Below are 20,285 nucleotides of genomic sequence, written 5' to 3'. Positions count from 1 at the left end.
GCCCCCGCTTCGTGGCTTCCGCAGGAGTGAATCCGGCCCTCGCATACGCGTAGGCGGCTTGGGCGGTGTGCTCTCAACTCGCACGGAAACCGTGGTTCCGGTGTCCGGCCGGTCTGGCTGAGTAAACCCTTCGTTATTTGAGACCGTGCACCATCTGGTGTCTGCGACGGCTGTTACGGTCCGGCCATGACACGCCCCGACCACGTACTCACTGTCCTGCGCCGGAATCCTGATCTGGCGAGGCTGGCTGCGGGATCCTTCGATTTTGATCTTGACCGGGCTGAGCACGGGGAAGAGGTCCGTCTGGCGAGCGGAGCGCCGCTGAGGGCCGTGGCCGGCGACGACACCGGCGGAACCTATTTCATATGTGCCGACGGGGCTGTGCTGTACGCGAGCTCCGATGGCGAAGCCGGCCTCATCGGCGCCAGCGTGGGCGAGACCCTGGAGATCCTCTTCGGTCTGCCGGGCTGGCACGACTACATCGAACTCGACCTCGCGGCCGATGGCGAAGCGCTGGAGGCGGTGTTCAACGGGACCGAAGACGAGATTCGGGGCTCCTACGGCCCCGAGCTGGACGCCGATCGCAGCACGCTGCTCAGTGGGTTGGGTCTGCGCCGGCTCTCCAGGAGGGAGCTGTTGCACAAACTCCAGGAGTCCCTTCTGCGGACCGAGCCGGAGTTCCTGCTGCTGAACGCGGATGAAGGCTGCGCGTACGAGTTGCTGGACCGTCTTCGGCGTCCGCCGCTCTGGCAGGCGGTTCTCGCTCCCGGCCGGACCGATCTGGCCCGGATGCGGGCGGACCGCGACTGCTGGGACGCGATCGCGGGCGATCCGGTACGGCGGGCCACCGTTCTGCGCGCAGCCCAGTACGACCGGCAGCCAGGCGACCTGCAGCTTCTGCGGATACTCCTGCAGCAGGAGGCGGTCCGCCGCGGCCCCACCGAAGAACTCCGCCTCGCCGCGGTCCTGGTCGCCCTGCACGGTGAGACGGAGGACCACGCTCTGCTGCGGTCCCTGCGGGAGTCCGACCCTGATTTCCACTTCCTGCTCGGCGGTTTCCCCGATTCCGCACGCGCCCTCACCCAATGGGCGGCCGACTTCGACGAGTCGAACTACGGCCAGGATCCCCACGACGAATACGACCTCACCTGGACGGCGCTGGCCCGCCGCCAGGGGCAGACCGACCTGGCCCGCGCCGCGCTGATACGCATCCTCGACAACACAGGCCCGCGTGATGGGGCCCTGCTCGGGCCTCTCGCCAACGAGCTCGATATCCTCGGGGACCTCGGGCAGGCGATCCGGGCACGCCGCCTGCACGCGTCCCTGCAGGACGACGCCGACAAGCGCGGCTCGGCCCTCGTCGACCTCGCGTCTTTGCAACGCCGCCACGGCGAGGTAGAGGCAGCCTGGCAGTCCCTTCAGCGGGCGGTCACGCTACTTGACGGCCCGCCGCCCCTGCCGCCTCCCAATCAGCCGGCGCTCGATCTTGATCTACCGAAACCGTTCTGTCAGACCTTCACTTGGCGGGAGCTCGGCCTGGGGGTGAAGGTCGCCGAGGAATGCTTCCTCATCACACAGGACGCCGTGCCGCTCGGTCTTCACGAGGTGGCCCAGGCAGCACTCCGGTCGGGGAAAGCCATGCTCGACGGCCTTGCTCACCCCACCGAGAATCTGCGCCAGGCCGCAGAGGCTGCGGAGGTGCTTGCAGCACCCCAGTGAGGCGGAGTCCGCTTGAGAATGCCCTTGCCTACGGACGTCGGCTGGTGGGCAGCGCGATGAGGGTGCCTTGCTGCCTGAGGGCGCGGGCTCCGAGGTCCAGCGCGCGGTGGCACTGTTGGCCGCCCGGCGGGCCTGCGAGGCGGCGGGCCTGACCGGCGTTTCGTGGGTCACCAAGGCGCTCACGGCGCTGGCGGAGGGACGGCCGCTACCGCCGCCGTTCGACGACACGGACCGGATGTGGGACACCCTGAGCTCCGATCCACAGGTCCCCAGCCGGTCGGTGCTCGAGGCGATACCTCCCGAGCGACCGCCTTACCGTCCGCTGACGCTTCCGGCGGCGGCTGGGTGGACGCCGCTCCCGGCCGTGAAGCCGGGGGACAACGGGCGGCGCCTCGGCCGGGGACTGGGCGCGCTCCTACCATGGGCGCCCGCCGGCGACAGCCCGACACCGGCCGGGGGCGGGGGCCACAGTGACGTGGTGGTGCATACGTCCGGTACTCCGCGTGGCCCTCTACGGATCTCACAGCCGTACATCGCTCTTCCCGCGGTGCTTGCCGCTGCCGACCCTGACCTGCTGAAGGCGGCGCTGGACGCGGTGTGGGACGCGGTGAACACCTACGGCGAGCACTACCCGGAGCTGCTGGAGGAAATCCGGTCGGCGTGCGCTGACCGGATGGGGGAGTAGGCAGACCTGCTTCCTACCGTCGCGGGCTCCAAACAGTCGCATCGCCGCTTATGGTTCGCGATCCATGCTCCGGCCCTTTGGGACCTTGCCCTTATGAGGGGTGGGGGTCAGTGCTTGGTTCGTGTGCAGAAGGCGATGAGGGGTGCGAGGAGGCCGGTCACGACGAGGCTTCCGATCATGATCATGATGACGCCGATCATGAAGAGTCCGCTTCCGTCGTCGGACCAGTCGTAGTAGGCGGCGACGGTCAGTCCGGTGGTGGTGCCCAGGACGGCGGCCGCTTCGTATTTGTGGGATGCGGCCCAGGAGACGAGGGCCAGTAGAGTCAGTACGAGTCCGATGACCTGCCACGGCTGGTAGGGGCCGGTCGTCGATCCGTCGGGTTGCACGTCGCGGATTTGGTCCCAGCCCAGCCAGGCTGCCCATCCCGCGATCGATGTCGCGGCCAGTAGCAGGATCGCCAGCGGCTGAGGGAGCGGCTTCGGCAGTTCGATTCGCATGGCCCCAGTTTTCGGACTCATCCGAGTACCCGTCAGAGCGCATGTACTCAGCTCCGTGTGAGTAGCGCGTGCGGCATTCCGAAGGGGATCGTCCTGATGGCGACGCCACAGGGCCCCACGATGTGTCGGCTCCACTGGCCGGAACGCGATGCCACCGGACTGCGGCCTGCGCGAGCTTCGCCACCTGCGCTGAGAGCCATCGAATCTGTAGGCGCCGAGTTCGGCGGCCCAGCCCTCCAGTACGGACTCGGTCTGGCCTGCGGGATGCCGCGGGCGCCGAAGTGGGCGTCCTCAAGGACGGTGAAGTCGAACTGGGTCCCGCCGAAGTGCCCTACGGGGCTGGTGGCGAGGGTCTCGCCCTGGCCGAACCGGGGCAGCAGCCCGCGCTCGTCGAACACCTCCATGGCACGGGCGGTGAAGCCCAGGCCACGGGACTGACGTTGATCGCGAAGTTTTGTTGTCGAGCCGGCCAAGCCGGTCAGCCTGAGCGGTTGTCTGCCGGGGCCCGAAGGCGCGCGGTGGCGCGGCTGCGGGCCCCGTGGGGGTGCTGCTCAGCGGGCGATGGTCCACTGCTGGCCCTTGGAACCGTCGCAGGTCCACACGCCGAGCTTCTTGTAGTCCTCGTGGTAGGTCAGGCAGTCCTGGTCACTGATCCTGATCTGGTAGGTGTCGCCTTTGGTGGGGATGACCTCCCACTTCTGGGCGGCGCCGCCCTTCCAGGTGGTGATGGACGCGAAGTAGGTGCTCGTGTTCTCGGTGAGGACCGGACCGAGCCCGTTGGCGATCTCGTAGCGGCCACCGCCCGCCTCCTTGAACGTCCACGTGGAGTTGGTGTCACCCAGCTTCCCCGCGACCACCGTCGAGCCGGAGGCGGCGTTCGTCGCGGCAGCCCCGAGGTTGTTGACGGTCTTCAGGCGCACCGGGACTCCGACGGGCGGGCGGCCTGATCCGGAGGGCGTCGTCGCCGCGCTGTCGGCGCGGAAGCCGGGACGGGGGCCGGGCTGGGCGGGTACGCCCGGCGTCATGGGGGTGTCGCCGGGACCGGGCGTCTCGCCCTTGGGGACGCCGGGGGTCGTGGCCGGCACCATCGTGGGGCGGAAGTCGACGGTGGAGCCGTTGCGGTCCCACAGGCCGTAGAAGCCCCAGTTGATCCATCCGCCGTCGCCGTGGTTGGTGAAGCTGCCGCCGCCGGAGAAGATCCAGATCCGGTAGGTCTGGTCCTCGCGCGAGGTCGCGTCGTTGTACTCGATGTCGCCCTGGTACGCCACGTCCTTGAGGTTCGCGGTGTAGGGGTGGACGAACCAGGGGTCCCCGAAGGCGTTCTTGCCCTTGACGTCGAAAATCATGATGTTGTAATTGCCGCCGGTGTGGTTCGTCAGCATCTCGAGAAGGCCCTTGACGAACCCCTCGCGGGCCAGCTTCTTGGCCTCACCGCTCTGCTGCGCCGCCAGAATGCACCACGACAGCGCGCCGGTGCCGAAAGACCCCGGCGACACGGCGGCCGCGGCGTTGCAGTTCTCGACGGGCCCGTTGACCGAGCCGTCCGCGAGTGCGGGCTGTGCCAGCCCCCCGACCGCCACGGCACTCACACAGACAGCGGCCAGAACCGACAGTTTCCTTCTCGAACGCACGACTTCTCCCAAAGGGGTGGCGAGCACAGCTACATGCGCCAAGAGCCGTGAAAGGGGCGCCGAGGTACACCCGGTTCCGGACAAACGTCATCCGGCCACAGCGACGGGGGCCGCAACCCGAAGGGAGCGGCGGTGGATCACGAGGGTCTCGATGGTGAGGCGACGTGGCTCGCCGAGATGTGAGGTGGAGGGCCGACCTCACCATCCGGTGCGCTGTTTCGTCGAAGTGCCGAGAGCGCGGCCGCCGAGTCGGGCTCACGCCCCTTCGACGACGCGGCTGAGCTGGAGTGTCAGCCGGTCTGACCGGTCGACTCGTACGGGGTCCACCACCACAGGCGGCGGAGGGAGTACCGGCCGTCGGTGCCCGGCTCGACGACCTGACGTCCCGGCCTCCCGTAGCGCGCGTCCGCACTGAACGTCGATCAGACGCGGTCGCTGCCGGCCCGCTTCGGGTGCTGGAGCCACCACCACTGACCCTGGGCCACCGCGCGTGGTGGCGGCCCGCCCGGGCCGACGTGCGAAGGAGGAACCGGGCGAGCTCCACCCTCAAACCTGCCAGCACACCGCGCACGGACACGGCGGCCACGCTGCGCCTGGACGGGCGGTCGGCTCGTGCGGCCTACACGGCGCTCTCGTAGACGACGGTCGTTTTCGGGCAGTCCTCGGCACGCCCGAGGAGGGCCTGGACTTCGACGCCGTCAGCTGCGAGAGCCCACCTCAGCTTCGTGGCGACCCAGGTCGCGGCGCCCACGTCCGAGACGTGACGGTCGGCTCCCCTGCGTCAGGGACGGAGGACTCGTGGGGTACGTCAGAACGCATTGCGTATGTGTGTACGGAGGAATCGCGGAAGCCGCTGTTGCAGAGCCTTGAACCCGTTTGGCGCAGAGGCTGCTGATGGCAGCGGGACCGGTGGCCGGTGGGGTGGGGAGCTGCGGTCCATGTGCCTTCTGGGCGTGTAAGGAGACTGCTGCGTTCGGGGGTCAACGTGGCGTTGACGGATGCCGTGTGCAGGGGAGGGTTACAGAAATGTCCGCATTGGGCAACACCAGTCGTTTTCATGGCTTTCGGGTGCGGTTCGGGTCCAGTGTGTGGCTCCTCGGCAGGACGCCGGGAACTGTTCGAAGTCCGCCCGGCTTGCACGAGGCCGGGCTGGATTGCCTGTTGAAGGAGCCTTCCGTATGTCTGCTTCTCTCGTCACCCGCCGCACCCTTGCCGGCCTCCTCGCCGCCGGCACGCTGATCGGCGCCGCAGCGGTGCCGGCAGCCGCCGATGACCACCGGCGTGACCATTGGCGTGACCACCGCGGCCCGCACTCCTCCCTCGTCATCGGTGACGTCGAGAACGCCGGCCGCGGGCGCGACAACCGCGCCCTGAACAGCGAATGGGTCGAGGTGAAGAACGCCGGCCGCCACAGCGTGGAGCTGCGCGGCTTCACCCTCACCGACAAGCAGGGCAACCGCTACCGCTTCAACGACTTCCGCCTGGAGGGCCGCTCCAGCGTCAAGGTCCACACCGGCCATGGCCGCGACAGCCGCCGCGACGTCTACCAGGACCGCCGCCACCAGATCTGGGACGAGCGCGACACCGCCACCCTCCGCGACAACCGCGGCAACGTCATTGACACCCAGTCCTGGGGCCGCCACGGACGCCACCACGACCACTGACCCCACTAGGCAGCCACACCCACAAAGCGGGTGATCTGTCAGCTACCGCACGACCGGCGTGCCACGGCAAACCAGCCGCGGCACGCCACACCCATGCGCGACGGCCGGCGCCAACTTCGCCACGCGACTTCGGATCCAGCGCCCCGGGCCTTCGGGGTAGTGGAGTGCCGGACGGCCTGTGCGGGGTAGGCGCGGGGGTAGGGTCACGGAGCGACTTTCCACATTAAGAACGTCAAGGCCACGGGCACCCGGGCCACCATCACCGGCGGCGCCGGCGGTGATGGTGGCAACGGCGGCGATGCGGGCAGGAGCCCCAGCGGCGGCAAGGACGCCGCCGGAGCAGGCGGAAACGGGGGCCGCGGCCGGGCCGGCAACAACGGCTCCGTCACCGTGGCCCCGCCACTCAGACCGTCATCGCCGGAGGAAACCCCCGAACCGCGGGCAGGGCGGCGACCCGCTCAGCGGGCCGCCCGGAGCCGCGCTGTACTGCGGCCTGCCTCCGCGCTGCGTCGCGGCTCAGGCTCCGAGCGCGCGGGCGAGGAGCATTCTGCGGTTGTTCGTCGAGGTCTTGGCGAAGATCGACTTGAGATGGTCCTGCACGGTGTGTTCGGAGAGAAACATCTGACGGGCCACCGTGTGGCTGTCACCGCCCTTTACCAGATGGCCGAGCAGCTCCGCCTCACGGGCGCTCAGCGCGAACGCCTTGGTGAACACGGCGAGCCGCTCGGTCGGCGGAGTCTCCTCGATGGTGACGGCGATGTCTCGCCGGTCCCGCGGATCCGCATCGCCGATCCTGGCAGCGCGCAAGGTCAGCCACAGGCCGTCCGACAGGTGCACCCGGGCGCGCGGGGGGTTCGTATCGACTCCTGCCTCGACGGCCAGTAGCTGGGCGGCAACGTTGTAGGCGCTCGCGGGGACCGGCTGGCGGCCGTGCTGGGGAGGCACCAGCACGGTCAGGTATGCGTGTGTGTCCGGAGTCTGGCCGCATACGTGCAGGTCAGGGGAGAGCAACAGCACCAGAGGGCCCGGGCGTGACGCGTCGGGCGGCCGTACGACGAAGGTCCCGGCCTGGCTGCGGCGCAGCCCCGCGGTCACCGGTTCGATGAGACGGGCCAGGTACGAGGCCTCCGCGCGGGTGAAGACCCTGTCGTACCGGTACAGGTCGAGGAAACCCCAGCAGCCGAAGCGGTCCCTGAACACCATCGAGGCGATGTCCCGCACCCCGTAGTCGCACAGCAGTTCACGCCACAGCAAGCTGCGCGAGGGTCCTTGGCCTCCGCTCGCCAAGGCTACGTCCTTCAGTGACGTCCAGCGGTTGACCTGCGACTGGTACTTGAGCCGGATCAGTCGGGGCAGCTCGTGTAGGGGCAGGCCCGGGACGTCTGCGATCGGTGAGCAGCCCACCGAGGTCTCAGGGTCGGTGAGCAGGAACGCGTACGCGTCGAAGCCTGTCGTTGCTCGCAGCTCGTCGAGAAGCCGAAGACGCAGGTCACGGGAGTCACCGCCGGCCTCGCAGAGGCGGACGACACGCTCGTGTGACCGTGTGTAAGCGGCAGAGTCGGCCATAGCCCGAGCTTATGTCGGCATTCCCCACATATCTGGGATGTGCCGCGCCCCCGACGGCTGTCCAGCATGGAGGCATCAGAACAGGGAGGCAGCATGTGCACACTGCACATCGAGCATCCGATCACCGATTTCGCGGTGTGGAAGCGCGCGTTCGACCGGTTCGCGCCCATGCGGAAGGAGGCGGGCGTACAGCGGCACCGGGTCCAGCGCCCAGTGGCCGACCCGGCGTACGTGATCGTCAGCCTCGACTTCGATACCGCGGACCAGGCCGAACGGTTCCTCGGTCTTCTCCAGACCCGGATATGGGCCTCGCCCGACAACGCTCCCGCACTTGCCGGGGTACCGCGGACACGGATCCTCGAAACGGACGAGGAGATGTGAACGGGCCGACCCGACGTATTGGTCACCACGGACAGGGAGAGGGGGTGCTCCAAATGAAGATCATGAAGCTGAAGCTCAAGAAGGTCGAGGTTCGCAAGATCGAGCCCGTCAAGGCCACTGGCGGTGGCATGTGGTCCGGTTGAGAGGACGTGGGCCGGGACGACTTGACCGGCTCGCCCGCCCCGGTCCGCTCAGAGTGGTGCAAGGAGCGCCGAAATGAAGGCATCGCACCCCAGGGGGTCCAGGCGGCCCTGGCCGTCTCCCGTCGCCGGGTTCAGCCGCTCAAAGCCGCTCCTCCGGAGCGGAATGTCCTCTGGATCCTGCGCATCGCGATCGCAGCTGAATTCATCGGGCACGGAGCCTTCGGAATCATCGGAAAGGAGGCCTGGCTCGGCTATTACGCCGTGTTCGGCATTCCGTCGTCGGTGGCCTGGGTGCTGATGCCCCTGACCGGGATGGTCGACATCACGCTCGGGCTTCTCGTGTTGTTGCGCCCCACGCGTGCGCCCTTGGCCTACATGGCGTTCTGGGGACTGTTCACCGCCATGCTGCGCCCCCTGAGCGGCGAGTCTTGGTGGGAGGTCGTGGAGCGCTCCTACAACTTCGGCGTGCCTCTCGTGCTGCTCCTGCTCTGCGGCCTGGGGACTTCCCGCGGGGAGTGGTTCGAGAGGATCCGTACGATCCCTCACCTGACACGGCAGCGGGCGCGGTCGTTCGCCTGGAGCCTGCGGGCGATCACCGGCGCGTTCCTGATCGGGCACGGCGCCTACGGAGTCTTCGACCACAAGCCCGTCCTCACCGAGCAGTACCGGTCGACCGGCCTGACCTCCCTGGTGGAGGACCCCGGCGTCGTGAGTCACGCCGTGGGCTGGTTCGAGATCGCGCTCGGCGTGCTCGTGCTGGCGGCCGTGCCCACGACCGGCCTGCTCCTGTTCGTCTGCGCCTGGAAGTTCGCGACGGAGATGCTCTACGTGACGAGCGGAGCGCGCGGTGCGCCGTTCGAGGTCATAGAGCGGTCAAGCAGCTACGCTGCCCCCCTCGCGCTGATCTTCGTCATGGCGGTGCTCGCTCCCACGGCACAACAGCGATTCCGCGACGGACTGCCTGTGCGGAGCGATCCAGGTCATCGGCTGCGCAGCCGACCGGGCCGGCAGAGTCCGATCCCGGCGGGCCGGCCATGACCCCCGTGTCACGCTCGGTGCGGATGCGGGGGTCAGTGTGGTCGACGATGGCCGGGAGGTGATCGTCGGAGACGCCCAGACCGGCACGTTCGTGGCGATGCCCGCTGTCGGCGGCGTGCTGATCCGAGCCTTGCAGCGGGGAGCCACCCTGGACCAGGCCACAGACGAGGCCGAACATTCCGCCGGGGAACCGGTGGACGTTCCGGCGCTCCTCGATGATCTGCGTGCCCTCGGGTTCCTCGACCACGACAGCGCCGCACTCCCGGCGGCCACGCGCCGATCCAACAACGATGTTGGAGAAATGGCCTGCAACAGGCCACGGCCCGCCCGTTGTTCGGCAAACCCGCCTGGGCCCTCTACGCGACGGCGTTCGCCTTCAGCATCGGCTGCCTGCTGCTGCGCCCTGAGCTGCGGCCCCGCCCTCAGGATGCGTTCATCTTCGATGATGTCGCGCTGCTGCTGCTCGTCCTCGCACCGGCCCGGATTGCGCTCCACGAATGCTGGCACTGGCTGGCGGGACGGGCCGCGGGTATTTCGTCGCGATTCGGTATCGACCGGCGGTGGTACTTCCTCGTCTTCGAAACGGATCTGTCCCAGATCTGGACGTTGCCGGCCCGGCGCCGGTACGGGCCCTTGCTGGCCGGGCTGGCCATCGACTCACTTGCTTTGGCCATGCTTCTCACCGCCGAGCTGGCCGCCGAGACGGGGATGTGGTCACCACCCGAGCTCCTGGCCCGGACTCTGGCCGCCATGGTGTTCGTCACCACGGCCGGTATGGCCTGGCAGTGCCTGGTGTTCTTGCGCACCGACTTGTATGCCGTACTCGTCGTGGCCACCGGCTGCCGCAACCTGTGGCGCGTCAAGAGCCTCCTGCTGCGGCGGGCCTTAGGACGCCTCAGCCAGGCAGAAACAACCGAGCTGGCCCGTGCCGCCCCGCAGGATGTCCGGATCGGCCGATGGTTCCGCTGGGTGTGGCTGACGGGCTTTGCCGCCGCCGCAGGCTGGCTCATTGCGTTCTACTTGCCGGTTCGAGCCGCCCTCCTGGGCTGGACGATCAACGGCCTGTCCACCGGTCCGCAGAGCGTGGGTTTCTGGATCACCCTCGGAACCGCTCCGCTCCTGCTGTGGCCGGACCTGGTACTGCTCGGTCTGTTGGTTCGAGAGTCTCTCCATCGGCTACGAGCCCAGCGAGCCTGAGGCGTAGGGGTCGATACCGACGTCACGGAGCGCCTGGCGCGCGACGCACTCCTCGCGCCCCCCGCCCGGCCGGGATATCGCCGCCGCAATGGGTCGCTTCGACAGACAGACGGCGACGTGTGAGGTGTTGGAAGCGTCGGGATGGGCGCCTGGACGGAAGGTAGACACGGCCCGCTGGCGTTCCATGTTCGAAGCAGTCGGCCTTGCCATGCATGACGCTGCGGAAGCCTTCCTGCAAGAGTTCGGCGGTTTGACTGTGAACGTCAGCGGACCAGGGATCAGCTGTGCACGCATGCCGTTCGAGCTGGATGGACCCCGAGCTGGCCTGGGGCGAGGATGGCCGATTCACGGAGTGGGGCGGAGCTATCGGGCGCCATCTTTACCCGCTCGGCGAGCTGGACCACGGCCGGTTCTTCCTGGGCATCGATGAAGTGGGCGTGATCTATCTCGTCGAGGGCTGGGTTGCCAGCTTCGGACCGATGCCTCACGCCATGGAGAACTTGGTTCTCGGCGTGGCTCCTGGCCAAATCGATGAGAGGTACGAGCCAGCGGGGCAGCCGTCCTGACGCGTCGGTCACCTGTAGAGCAATACTCGCTTTCGGAGGAGCAGGAACCCGGCTCGGCCGAACATCTGCCGTTTGAGCCTCTTGATCCGGTTGAGAACTCGCCGCCCTCTCCCGCCTCGGCCGCGGACTCGACGGCCGCGTCGATGCCGAGGCCGAAGTAGATCCACCACCGTGAAACCGATCCGGTGAAGGCGATGGCGAACCAGCTGTCCGGCCGACCGTGAAGGGCCCGTCGCTGAAGGCCGTCATGGTGACCAGGATGGACTCGCCGAGGGCGGTAATCACGAACAGGTGGAAGCGCTCCAGGAAGTGCTCACCCGCCACCATCCAGGTGGCGGTGATCCCCCTGTTTCTGATCGATAGAACACTGGCGTGAGTGGCAGGGATACGCTGATCTAATGATCGAGGACGGCGCCACTGACAAGGGGAGCGTGACGACGGTGCGCCGGATCGGCGAGACGATCCGCCGGCCGGTTGGCGAGTGGACGCCTGCGGTGCATGCGTTGCTGACGCACTTGGAAACGGTGGACTTCACTCAGGCACCGCGAGCCCTTGGCACCGACGGCACCGATGAGGTGTTGTCACTGCTCCACGGTGAGCCTGCGTTCATGCCTTGGCCGTCGGCTTTGCGGTCGAGGATCGGAATCAGCGAGCTGGGGCGCTGGTTGCGGGGCTACCACGACGCTGTCCGGGATTTCCAGCCGCCGGCCGACGCGCGATGGCAGGGGCAGGAGGACGAGTGGAGGCCCGGCATGGTCATTAGGCACGGCGACCTCGGCCCATGGAACTCCATTTGGGATGGCGACCGACTGGCAGGCTTCATCGACTGGGACTTCGCAGCGCCCGGCCATGCCCTCGATGACCTCGCGCAGCTCGCCTGGTACACCGTGCCGCTGCGTCCGGCCGAGCAGCAGCGAAAAGCATCGATCGCCGGTGAGCACACCCTGCGGAGTCGCCTCGATGCCCTTTGTGCCGCATACGGGGCACGGCCGGCAGCAGTTCTCGATGCGCTGGATGCCGTCCAGTCCCGCGAGGCTGAGCGCATCGAACGGCTCGGCCGACGAGGCCGCGAGCCGTGGGTGACATTTCTCGCCCGCGGCGATGCGGCCGAGATGGTGGCCGAGCGATCCTGGCTCCGATCGGAACGCGCGGTCCTCCTCGGTGGTTCGGGCAGCTGCTGAGCACCAGCTCATCCCGGCCGACCCCAGCGGAGAACGTCCCTTCCGAAGCCATGCGACCATCACGGTCACACCCCACGCGGTGGTACACGTGACCAATCCTCAACCCTCGGTCCTCAGCCGACATTCCCCAGGGGTTCCACGGGGCCTCGGCCTACGTGGGTGCGGGCCGCGGTGGCGTCACGCCAACGTGCAGTGCGAACCTCTGACGTACCTCTGAGCGCGGCCATCTCTTTCGGCCCCTGCACGATTCGGCAGGACCCCGCGTCCTGGTCTACGAGGATGGGCCAATTCCCCCCGATCCTGATCTGGCCTCCCTGCTCGTCTTTCGCCGTGGGATACCAGGTGAAGCCGTAGATGCCCGTGACAGCCGGGGTCGCCCACAGGTCAAGCTTGAAGGCCCACTCGTCCCAGCAGTCGGTCAGGGTCCGGCCGAACTCTTCCGCGAGTCTCCGTGCTTCGCTCTCTTCCAAGAGGCCCCCTCCATCGCTCTCCAACACCTGAGAGAACTGACGTTACGGGACGGATGCAGGCCACCGAGCGGGAGCTACCGCGGTGCATACATCTCTGTACTTGGCGGTGCACACAGAGCAGAGCGCTCATTCCTCCCAGTAGCACCCCGCTAGTGCCTCGGGACCGGGAGCAGTACGCAGACAACGCACCGCCAATTTGGGTGAGGGGAGGCTCCCGTGCCCAAGATGACTAGTGGCTCGGCGAGGTCATGGCATCCGGGGATGACCACGGCCTCGAAGGAAGACATCCAGCACATGCGCCCGAAGCAGCGGAACAAGTACCGCCGCCTCGGGTTCACCTGGACAGAAATTGAGAAGATCGATCGCGCGGCCGCGGCGAGACCACCCTCACCCTCAAGACCACCGCTGGCGAGGTGACGATGGCACTTCCACCCCGATTGCGCTGACCGCAAGACATGTGCCACTTAGAGGTCCTAACAAAGGCGTTGGACGTGGCGGTGGGTGATGAGGCAGGTGGCGAGGCCGAGGAAGGCCTCGTGGATGTCGTCGCGTCGGTCCCACCGATTCGTAGCCGTCGGAAGCCGTGGAGCCAGACGATGGTCCGTTGTTCGACCCACCGGTAGACACCGAGGCCGGAGCCGTGTGGGACACCTCGGCGGGCGATCACCGGTTTGACGCCCAGCGCCCAGACGAGACGGCGGTATTTGTCGTGGTCGTAGCCGCGGTCACCGAGCAGGGTGTCGGGTCGGTTGCGTGGCCGTCCGACCAGGCCGACGACCGATGGGATCTTCTTCAGCAGGGGTATCAGCTGGGTGACGTCGTTGCGGTTCCCGCCGGTCAGCGAGACGGCGAGCGGGATCCCCTGGCCGTCGACGATGAGGTGGTGCTTGCTGCCCGGACGTGCGCGGTCGACCGGGCGCTTCGGGGCCCCGTCGAGCGGCCCGGACGTGGGAGGAGTCGATCACCGCCCTCGACCAGTCCAGCTTCTTCGCGACCCGCAGCTTCTTCAGCAGCACCAGGTGCAGCTGGTCCCAGACGCCGGCGTCGTTCCATGCCGCCAGGCGCCGCCAGCAGGGCATGCCTGATCCGAAGCCCAGCTCCTGCGGCAGGTACTCCCACTGGATCCCGGTATGCAGTACGAACAGGATCCCGCAGAGGGCCTGCCGGTCCGGCACCCGAGGGCACCCCTCCACCTGCTTCGGCCCCAACGCAGCAGCAACGGCTCGATGAGCGACCACAGTTCATCCGACACGATCCACGGCCGCGACTGACGTTTCCCCACGGCCAGACCAACGACCACCCGAACCGAAAGTCACATGATCAACAGCTTCTGTTAGGCCCTCTTATTGAGTGCAGGCGGTGACGGTGGGGTTTGAGGGATCGCAGTTTCCGGGGTTGTTGTTTTTGATGGTGGTGTGGTTGAGGGTGGTGTTTCCGCCTTCGTTGTGGAGGCCGGCGGGGGCGTGGGCTGCGGTGTTGTTTGTGATGCGGGAGTCGTTGAGGGTTGTGTCGCCTTGGTTGTGGATGCCGGCGCCGGTTCCTTGGGTGACTGCGTTTCTGTCGATGATGGTGTTGCGGGTGTTGAGTGTTCCGAAGTTGTAGATGCCGCCTCCGGAGAAGCTTGCGGTGTTGCCGCGGATGGTGGTGAGCATGTTGATGGTGAGTGTGCCGAAGTTGGCGATGCCTCCGCCGGTTCTGGCGTCGTTGCTGCGGATTTGGCTGTCGGAGATGGTGGCGGAGGAACTGTTGTTGTGGAGGGCGCCGCCCAGGCCTTTTGTTTCGTTGCCGGTGAGGATGCTCGCGGTCAGGGTGATGGGTGCGGAGATGCTGGTGTGTGAGATGGCTCCGCCGTTGCCGCCGTGGATGGGGTCGGTGGAGTTGTTGGTGAAGACGCTGAGGTCTACGCGTGTGGTGCCGCTGCTGAGGATTGCACCGCCGTGGCCGGCTTCGGTGTTGTTGCCTTTGAAGTAGGAGCCTTCGACGCGGAGGGTTCCGTTGTTGTTGTTGATGGCGCCGCCTCCGTTGCTGGAGGTGTTGCCGGTGAGGCGGGTGTTGGTGAGGGAGGCAACGGTGCCGAATCCCAGCTGGATGGCCCCGCCCTGGGCGCCTCCTCCAGCTTTGGCGTTGGTAAGGGCAACGTCTCGGAGAGTCAGGTTCCCGCGGGTGGTAGGGGGGAGATTGAAGAAGCGGAATTCGTTGTCGGTGTTGTCGCCGCGGGTGATGGTCGCATTGCGTCCGTTGATGGTGATGGGGCTGGTGATCTGGGGGAGCGCGGCCTGGCCGGGGCCGGCGGTCTGCTCGGTGTAGGTGTAGGTGCAGCCGCGGGCGAGGTTGAGGGTGTCGGAGGTGGTGGGGGTGCTGTTGGCGGTGGTGATGGCCTGGATAAGGGCAGCGGGGGAGCAGATGACGTCGATGGTGGCGGCGTGAGCGGGGGTGGCGACCAGGCCACCGAAAGTGAGAGCGAACGCGGGCGCGGCGAGCAAGGTAGCGGCCTGGCGGGGGCGGCGCAGTGGCCTCATCGTCTGACTCCTTCTTCGGGGAGACGCCGGGGGGGCGATCCGATCACTGTTTACATCAGCCCAACATCCATCCTTTTCTGGACACACCGGGCGCATGTTGTGGGTTGCTTCCCCCTGCCCTCCACCCTCCCCCTGCCTGGACCCGCTACCGCCACAGGTACGCGAGCAACCGATCCGCCCGCTGACCGCCGCGGCGGAACCCAGCGCGAACAGGTGCGGCCGTGGCACCAGCCGGGCGTCAGCCAGGACAGGACGGCTGCCCCCGCCCCTGCCCCGCCCCTGCTGCGCAGCACTGTCGATCATGACTGCCACGGGTCGACCAAGCTGCTGCGCCGGCAGGCTCTTCTCCCGCGACGACCACGAAAGTCTTCATCTGTTCAACCGGCTGACCGGTTCCTGCCCCACGGCTGGTGCCTGCTGCCGCCCTGCAGACCTGTGGCAAGGGAAATGCCTGCCTGGCTTGCTCTGTCTTCGTCACCGACGCCTCCCACCAGCCCGCGCTGGAGCGGCAGCTGGCCGAGACCGAGGACCTGATCAACAGCAGTACCACCGCATTCCAGGTACGGCACGGCGGCCCGATGCCCGAGAACCAACGTCTGGCTCCTGCAACGGCGAGCCGAGCACGCGGCCCTCACGCAGCTGCTGGGCACCATCGGCTCCAAGCCCGGCCGGGCAGTCCAGGGCGACGGCTGCGGCACCGCCCCACCGGTCCCGTCCCTCTGGCCCTTGACCTCGACCGCGACCGAAGGACCCGGCCATGACTGACGCCCGGGCGCCCGACCAGCCGGACGCGCGGGCCCGGCGCACCAGCTCGGCGCGCATGGCGGACGAGCACCCGGAGGTGGCCCAGTAGGGGTGGGAAGCCACCGCCCTGGACAGGTCGATGAGCCGGCGGCGCAGGTCGGTGGCGCCCTGCGTGGGGGTGAGCAGGGCGAGCGCCTTGTAGGCGCGGATCCACTCGTACTGGAGGCGGATCAGGTCGTGCGGGAAAAGCGGAGCCATCCCCTCAGTAGCTCACATGTTCGATTGGGGAGCCAAGGCGACACCCGTGGGCCGGATCGCGCTGCTGTGACGGAACGCGATAGATGTCACTTGAACGCTGCAGTTGTCACCAACCGCCCTGGTGGTCATTGGGTGAGCTGAGCCGGGATATCCTGTCGCATTGAAGCTGGCGGATTCTCACGAAGTCTCAAGCGATGTGTCGGGTTCTCGGTGCATCGCGGCCGGAGTGGAGTGGGTGGGCCGTGCGTCGAGTTGTCGTACGTGGACGCTGCCCGTGGGCGTCGGCGGCGTCCGCTGCTGGACTTCGTGACGACCCGGGATCAGGATCCGAGGCGTTGGCCGACATCATCCTCGTGAACCGCACTGTGGACTGGGGTGCTGACGTCGGCTTTTGCCCGGTGGGCTATGCTCTGCGGCCATGACTACCGGGACGGCATTGCGCCACACACGGATTGGTGACCCGGCGCTCTTCTGAGCGCCGTACGGGCCGGTGCGGGCCCGCTGTTCGATCGAGAATCTTGCGCTGCTGCGCGGGCTCCGCCTCCGTCGTGTTGATCACAGGCTCTACACATCAACCACGACAGGAGAATTCATGCCCATCAAGACGCTGCAGATTCCCACCACGGACGGTCAGGCCGACGCCTTCGCCGCCTTCCCCGACAACGGCGAGCAGCACCCAGGTGTACTGATGTACGCGGACGGCTTCGGCATCCGGCCCGTGCTGAGGGAGATGGCCCGCGAACTGGCCGGGCACGGGTACTACGTGCTTGTCCCCAACATCTTCTACCGGCACGGCCCGGCACCGGTGATCGACCTTCCCGAGCACATCGGAGAAGAGGTCCGGCCCGCGATCATGGCCCAGTTGATGCCGTTGATCGAGGCGCACACCGCCGAACGCGTCCTGAGTGACGCCGACACCTACCTCAGGTTCCTCACCACCCAGCCCGAGGTCGCCGCCGGGCCGGTCGCGGTGACCGGCTACTGCATAGGCGGCCTCCTGGCGATGCGCACCGCAGCGGCCCACCCCGGCAAGGTGGCCGCCGTCGCCGCATTCCACGGTCCCGTGGGCGCGGACGGGCCCGACGCCCTCGCCGAGATCACCGCCCAGGTCCACTTCGGCCACGCCGAAAGCGACCTGACAACCAAGGCCCTGGGCGAGCTCAACCGGGCACTGGACGCCACGAAGGCCGACTACACCTCCGAGATCTACCCCGGCACCGTCCACGGCTTCACCATGTCCGACACCGACGCCTTCAACCCCGCCGGACTACAGCGCCACTGGGACCGCCTGCTCCCCCTTCTCGACCGCGCACTGGCCAACAGCTGAGGCTCCGGATCGGAAACCAAACCTGAAGTACCCGGCTGCGACCAACAGACGGCGGCGGCGGGCCACACCGATCTCTGCATGGCCGTGGCCCGCCTGGCCACCTTTACCGGCGTTTCTACCTCTACCGCGAGCGCGACTTCCGCGAAAGCCGTGCCGTTTGAGAACCTGAGCGATCAGCGTTCTCAAACGACATGGCAACTCTGCAGGTCGGAGGCCCATCATCTGCCAGATGCGCTGAGACAGGACACGGGACAAGATAGGTGGAACCCGGCCAGGCATGTTGGAACTACTAGAGACGTGTCGCAGTCCGGACAAGGTCGGCGACTGCTCTGGACCGGCTGTGCGGGGGCCAGGCAATGACGGTGGTAACTGCTGGCGCGTCCAGCACGGGCACGGTGGCGAGGTCATCGTGCAGCTGGGCTCGGCACGACTCCGGTGCGACCGCGCACGCTCGGCCGAGCGCGACGAGCTGCAGCAACTGTGCTTGGTCGCGGACTTGCGGGCCGGGGCCGGGCGGGTAGGTGCCGTCGGAGTCGGGCCAGCGTGGCAGGGGTAGGCCAGGCAGGGCGGTGATGTCGGCCATGTGTACATGGGCGCGGACGGCGAGCGGGTGCCCGGCCGGCAGGACCACAACCTGGCTCTCCGTGCTGAGTTCTTCGGTGTGGAACCCGGCTGTCGAGTCGAACGGCCGGTGCAGCAGCGCCACGTCGGCCCGGCCCTCGCGCAGGAGTCGTTGCTGCTCGGCAGGGCCGCACAAAATGACGTCGACGGGGACCGCGTCGGGTTCGGCGGCGTACGCGTCGAGCAGTTTCGCCAGCAGTTCTCTGGACGCGCTGGCCTTCGTGACCAGGGCCAGGCCGGGACGGCCGGTCGCGGAAAGGCCTGCGCGGCGGGTCCGGCGCTCGGCGGCGTCGACCGCGTCGAGGGCCGCCCGGCCCTCGGCCAACAGCACCGAGCCGGCCGCGGTCAGCGCGACGCTGCGGCTGGTCCGATCCAGCAGGGCTGCCCCGAGCCGGCGTTCGAGCTGCTGGATCGCCCGTGACAGAGGCGGCTGCGCGATCCCGAGCCGTTGCGCTGCGCGCCCGAAGTGCAGCTCCTCAGCGACAGCGACGAAATACCGCAGTTCCCGGGTCTCCATGCCGCCACGGTACTCCGTATCAATACCCTGACGGTATCGCTGCCTGCCCGATCGGTCTTGGACCCCCGCCGGGGTCCAAGAGCAGCATGGTCCCCATGAGCGAACGAACGATTGCGCTGGTCACCGGCGCGAACAAGGGAATCGGCTACGAGATCGTCATGGGCCTGGGCGCCCTCGGCTGGAGCGTCGGCGTCGGCGCCCGAGACGATCAGCGCCGTGAGGCAGCGGTGGAACAACTGCGTGCGGCCGGCGTCGACGCGTTCGGCGTACCACTGGACGTGACCGACGACGCGAGCGCCACCGCCGCCGCACAGCTGATTGAGGAACAGGCGGGGCGCCTCGACGTGCTCGTCAACAACGCCGGAATCGCCGGCGGCATGCCACAGGAGCCCACCCGGGTCGATCCCGCCACCATCCGGACGGTCGTGGAGACTAACGTGATCGGCGTCATCCGCGTCACCAACGCGATGATGCCGCTGCTGCGCCGCTCTGCCTCACCGCGGATCGTGAACATGTCCAGCAGTGTCGGCTCCCTCGCCCGCCAGTCAGGACCCGCTGTTGAGCAGGCGTCGGGTCCGGTGGCCGTGGCGTACTCGCCGTCGAAGACCTTCCTGAACGCCGTCACCCTCCAGTACGCCCGGGAGCTGAGCGGCACGAACATCCTGATCAATGCCGGCTGCCCCGGCTATGTCGCGACCGACCTCAACGGCTTCCGCGGCGTGCGTACCCCCGAACAGGGCGCGGCGATCGCCATCAAACTCGCGACCCTGCCGGACGACGGCCCGACCGGCAAGTTCTTCGAAGACGCTGGCGTAGTGCCCTGGTGATGTTCACGGCGGTCATCAGCCGCCGGGTGAGGCGGCTTCGCCCGCGCGTCTCGAACCGGTGTATCGACGCGGGTTCCAACATGAATGGCAATTCACCGCAGGTTGCAAGCAGTGTGACCATGTGGTTCCAACAAGCGTGACCTGCGGGGTCCGAATCGCAAGGTCGCCACACCCTCATGGTTCCAACTACCGCGTCCCGTCACATGAGCCGTGACAGGTGAGCTTGGGCTGTGCCCCAAAATGATCAGGCGTCCGCCGCCGGAAGCTGGTAGAACCGGGTCCCGGTGGCACCTGGGCCACGAGGCCCTGGGGGCTGTATGTCGGGACCGGCGGTTGGACTGTGGCTCTTCGAGCCACGCGGGTTCGCGGACATCCTGTCTGACGCGGTCCCGTGGTTGGAGACCTTCTGCGACCCGGTGGAGACCAAGGCCAGCGGCGATGTGGATTTCTGGGTGCGAGACGGTACGGCTCTGGGCCTGCGGGCCTTCGATCCGGTCGGTGTCGGGGTGTTCTTCCTGTCAGAGGATGAGGAGATGCCTGCCGAGGACGAGGACTACTCAGCCTTCTCGCGTCCGCCGGTGCAGGGGCTGGTAGTCGGCGGCCGGCTGCTCGGGCTCGGTGAACCACGTGTTGCTCGGCCACTTGGCGCTCGCTCTCGCCCGCCGTCTCAATGCCCTAGTCGACTTCGACGGCCTCTTGAGTAGTCGTTCCAGCACGCCCAACTTCGGAGA

Annotated in this window: 15 protein-coding genes and 7 pseudogenes; 13 read left to right on the top strand and 9 right to left on the bottom strand. The window is 67.7% G+C overall.

All coding sequences use genetic code 11. The features are described from left to right. Positions 1-186: 186 nt before the first annotated feature. Together AC3IYI_RS00215 and AC3IYI_RS00210 are read left to right on the top strand one after the other, a co-directional pair. The gene (locus AC3IYI_RS00215) at positions 187-1,719 is read left to right on the top strand and encodes a hypothetical protein (protein WP_489408246.1); all 1,533 of its coding nucleotides are present in this window, start codon (positions 187-189) and stop codon (positions 1,717-1,719) included. A gap of 67 nt (positions 1,720-1,786) precedes the next feature. Next, positions 1,787-2,404 carry a hypothetical protein gene (locus AC3IYI_RS00210; RefSeq protein ID WP_489408245.1) on the top strand — a complete coding sequence of 206 codons (618 nt, stop codon included), beginning with the start codon at positions 1,787-1,789 and terminating at the stop codon, positions 2,402-2,404. Between the two features lie 107 nt (positions 2,405-2,511). Here AC3IYI_RS00210 and AC3IYI_RS00205 read toward each other — a convergent pair whose 3' ends face one another. The 3 genes and pseudogenes from AC3IYI_RS00205 to AC3IYI_RS00195 form a co-directional block, all read right to left on the bottom strand. Beyond that, complete coding sequence (locus AC3IYI_RS00205; protein WP_489408244.1) at positions 2,512-2,904, bottom strand: hypothetical protein; 393 nt, start codon at positions 2,902-2,904, stop codon at positions 2,512-2,514. 210 nt (positions 2,905-3,114) lie between these two features. Continuing rightward, positions 3,115-3,386: pseudogene (locus AC3IYI_RS00200) on the bottom strand (FAD-dependent monooxygenase); the annotation flags it as partial. 69 nt (positions 3,387-3,455) lie between these two features. Beyond that, positions 3,456-4,493 carry an RICIN domain-containing protein gene (locus AC3IYI_RS00195; protein WP_489408243.1) on the bottom strand — a complete coding sequence of 346 codons (1,038 nt, stop codon included), beginning with the start codon at positions 4,491-4,493 and terminating at the stop codon, positions 3,456-3,458. 1,220 nt (positions 4,494-5,713) lie between these two features. Here AC3IYI_RS00195 and AC3IYI_RS00190 point away from each other — a divergent pair. Then, positions 5,714-6,199 carry a lamin tail domain-containing protein gene (locus AC3IYI_RS00190; RefSeq protein ID WP_489408242.1) on the top strand — a complete coding sequence of 162 codons (486 nt, stop codon included), beginning with the start codon at positions 5,714-5,716 and terminating at the stop codon, positions 6,197-6,199. Positions 6,200-6,715: 516 nt separating this feature from the next. Here AC3IYI_RS00190 and AC3IYI_RS00185 read toward each other — a convergent pair. Then, complete coding sequence (locus AC3IYI_RS00185; protein WP_489408241.1) at positions 6,716-7,765, bottom strand: helix-turn-helix transcriptional regulator; 1,050 nt, start codon at positions 7,763-7,765, stop codon at positions 6,716-6,718. A gap of 93 nt (positions 7,766-7,858) precedes the next feature. Here AC3IYI_RS00185 and AC3IYI_RS00180 point away from each other — a divergent pair, with 93 nt between their 5' ends. The 5 genes and pseudogenes from AC3IYI_RS00180 (at position 7,859) to AC3IYI_RS00160 (ending at position 11,090) form a co-directional block, all read left to right on the top strand. Next, entirely contained in the window at positions 7,859-8,146 is a 288-nt protein-coding gene (locus AC3IYI_RS00180) for a hypothetical protein (protein ID WP_489408240.1), read from the top strand. Between the two features lie 149 nt (positions 8,147-8,295). Beyond that, complete coding sequence (locus AC3IYI_RS00175) at positions 8,296-9,327, top strand: hypothetical protein (RefSeq protein WP_489408239.1); 1,032 nt, start codon at positions 8,296-8,298, stop codon at positions 9,325-9,327. A 330-nt stretch (positions 9,328-9,657) separates the two neighbouring features. Further along, positions 9,658-10,524, top strand: coding sequence for a hypothetical protein (locus AC3IYI_RS00170; RefSeq protein ID WP_489408238.1), 867 nt, complete (start codon positions 9,658-9,660; stop codon positions 10,522-10,524). A gap of 88 nt (positions 10,525-10,612) precedes the next feature. Continuing rightward, a pseudogene (locus AC3IYI_RS00165) lies at positions 10,613-10,780 on the top strand (SUKH-3 domain-containing protein); the annotation flags it as partial. A 52-nt stretch (positions 10,781-10,832) separates the two neighbouring features. Next, positions 10,833-11,090: an SUKH-3 domain-containing protein gene (locus tag AC3IYI_RS00160; RefSeq protein WP_489408237.1), complete on the top strand. Its 258-nt coding sequence runs from the start codon at positions 10,833-10,835 to the stop codon at positions 11,088-11,090. A gap of 270 nt (positions 11,091-11,360) precedes the next feature. Here the strand turns inward: AC3IYI_RS00160 and AC3IYI_RS00155 are convergent. Beyond that, positions 11,361-11,417: pseudogene (locus AC3IYI_RS00155) on the bottom strand (hypothetical protein); the annotation flags it as partial. A 71-nt stretch (positions 11,418-11,488) separates the two neighbouring features. On the opposite strand from AC3IYI_RS00155, the gene AC3IYI_RS00150 reads away from it, so the two are divergent. Next, on the top strand, positions 11,489-12,271 hold the full coding sequence (locus AC3IYI_RS00150; RefSeq protein ID WP_489408236.1) for a phosphotransferase: 783 nt from the start codon (positions 11,489-11,491) through the stop codon (positions 12,269-12,271). Between the two features lie 943 nt (positions 12,272-13,214). Here AC3IYI_RS00150 and AC3IYI_RS00145 read toward each other — a convergent pair. From AC3IYI_RS00145 to AC3IYI_RS00135, 3 genes and pseudogenes are all read right to left on the bottom strand, one after another. After that, positions 13,215-13,996, bottom strand: a pseudogene (locus AC3IYI_RS00145) (IS5 family transposase). Positions 13,997-14,084: 88 nt separating this feature from the next. Then, positions 14,085-15,260, bottom strand: a complete 1,176-nt coding sequence (locus AC3IYI_RS00140; RefSeq protein ID WP_489408235.1) for a hypothetical protein — start codon at positions 15,258-15,260, stop codon at positions 14,085-14,087. 864 nt (positions 15,261-16,124) lie between these two features. Continuing rightward, positions 16,125-16,262, bottom strand: a pseudogene (locus AC3IYI_RS00135) (hypothetical protein); the annotation flags it as partial. Positions 16,263-16,854: 592 nt separating this feature from the next. Here AC3IYI_RS00135 and AC3IYI_RS00130 point away from each other — a divergent pair. Beyond that, the gene (locus tag AC3IYI_RS00130; RefSeq protein ID WP_489408234.1) at positions 16,855-17,589 is read left to right on the top strand and encodes a dienelactone hydrolase family protein; all 735 of its coding nucleotides are present in this window, start codon (positions 16,855-16,857) and stop codon (positions 17,587-17,589) included. 289 nt (positions 17,590-17,878) lie between these two features. Here AC3IYI_RS00130 and AC3IYI_RS00125 read toward each other — a convergent pair whose 3' ends face one another. After that, entirely contained in the window at positions 17,879-18,727 is an 849-nt protein-coding gene (locus tag AC3IYI_RS00125) for a LysR family transcriptional regulator (protein ID WP_489408233.1), read from the bottom strand. Positions 18,728-18,822: 95 nt separating this feature from the next. Between AC3IYI_RS00125 and AC3IYI_RS00120 the strand changes: the two genes are divergently transcribed. From AC3IYI_RS00120 to AC3IYI_RS00110, 3 genes and pseudogenes are all read left to right on the top strand, one after another. After that, a complete protein-coding gene (locus AC3IYI_RS00120) occupies positions 18,823-19,554 on the top strand; it encodes an SDR family oxidoreductase (protein WP_489408232.1) in 732 nt (243 codons plus the stop codon). Positions 19,555-19,871: 317 nt separating this feature from the next. After that, a pseudogene (locus AC3IYI_RS00115) lies at positions 19,872-20,138 on the top strand (DUF6368 family protein); the annotation flags it as partial. 34 nt (positions 20,139-20,172) lie between these two features. After that, positions 20,173-20,256 (top strand): annotated as a pseudogene (locus AC3IYI_RS00110) (DUF6368 family protein); the annotation flags it as partial. Positions 20,257-20,285 lie beyond the last annotated feature (29 nt).

The organism is Streptomyces sp. GL_148, from assembly GCF_057834205.1.
Note: the sequence above shows the minus strand (reverse complement) of the source record. Positions and strands in the feature narration are given on the sequence as shown.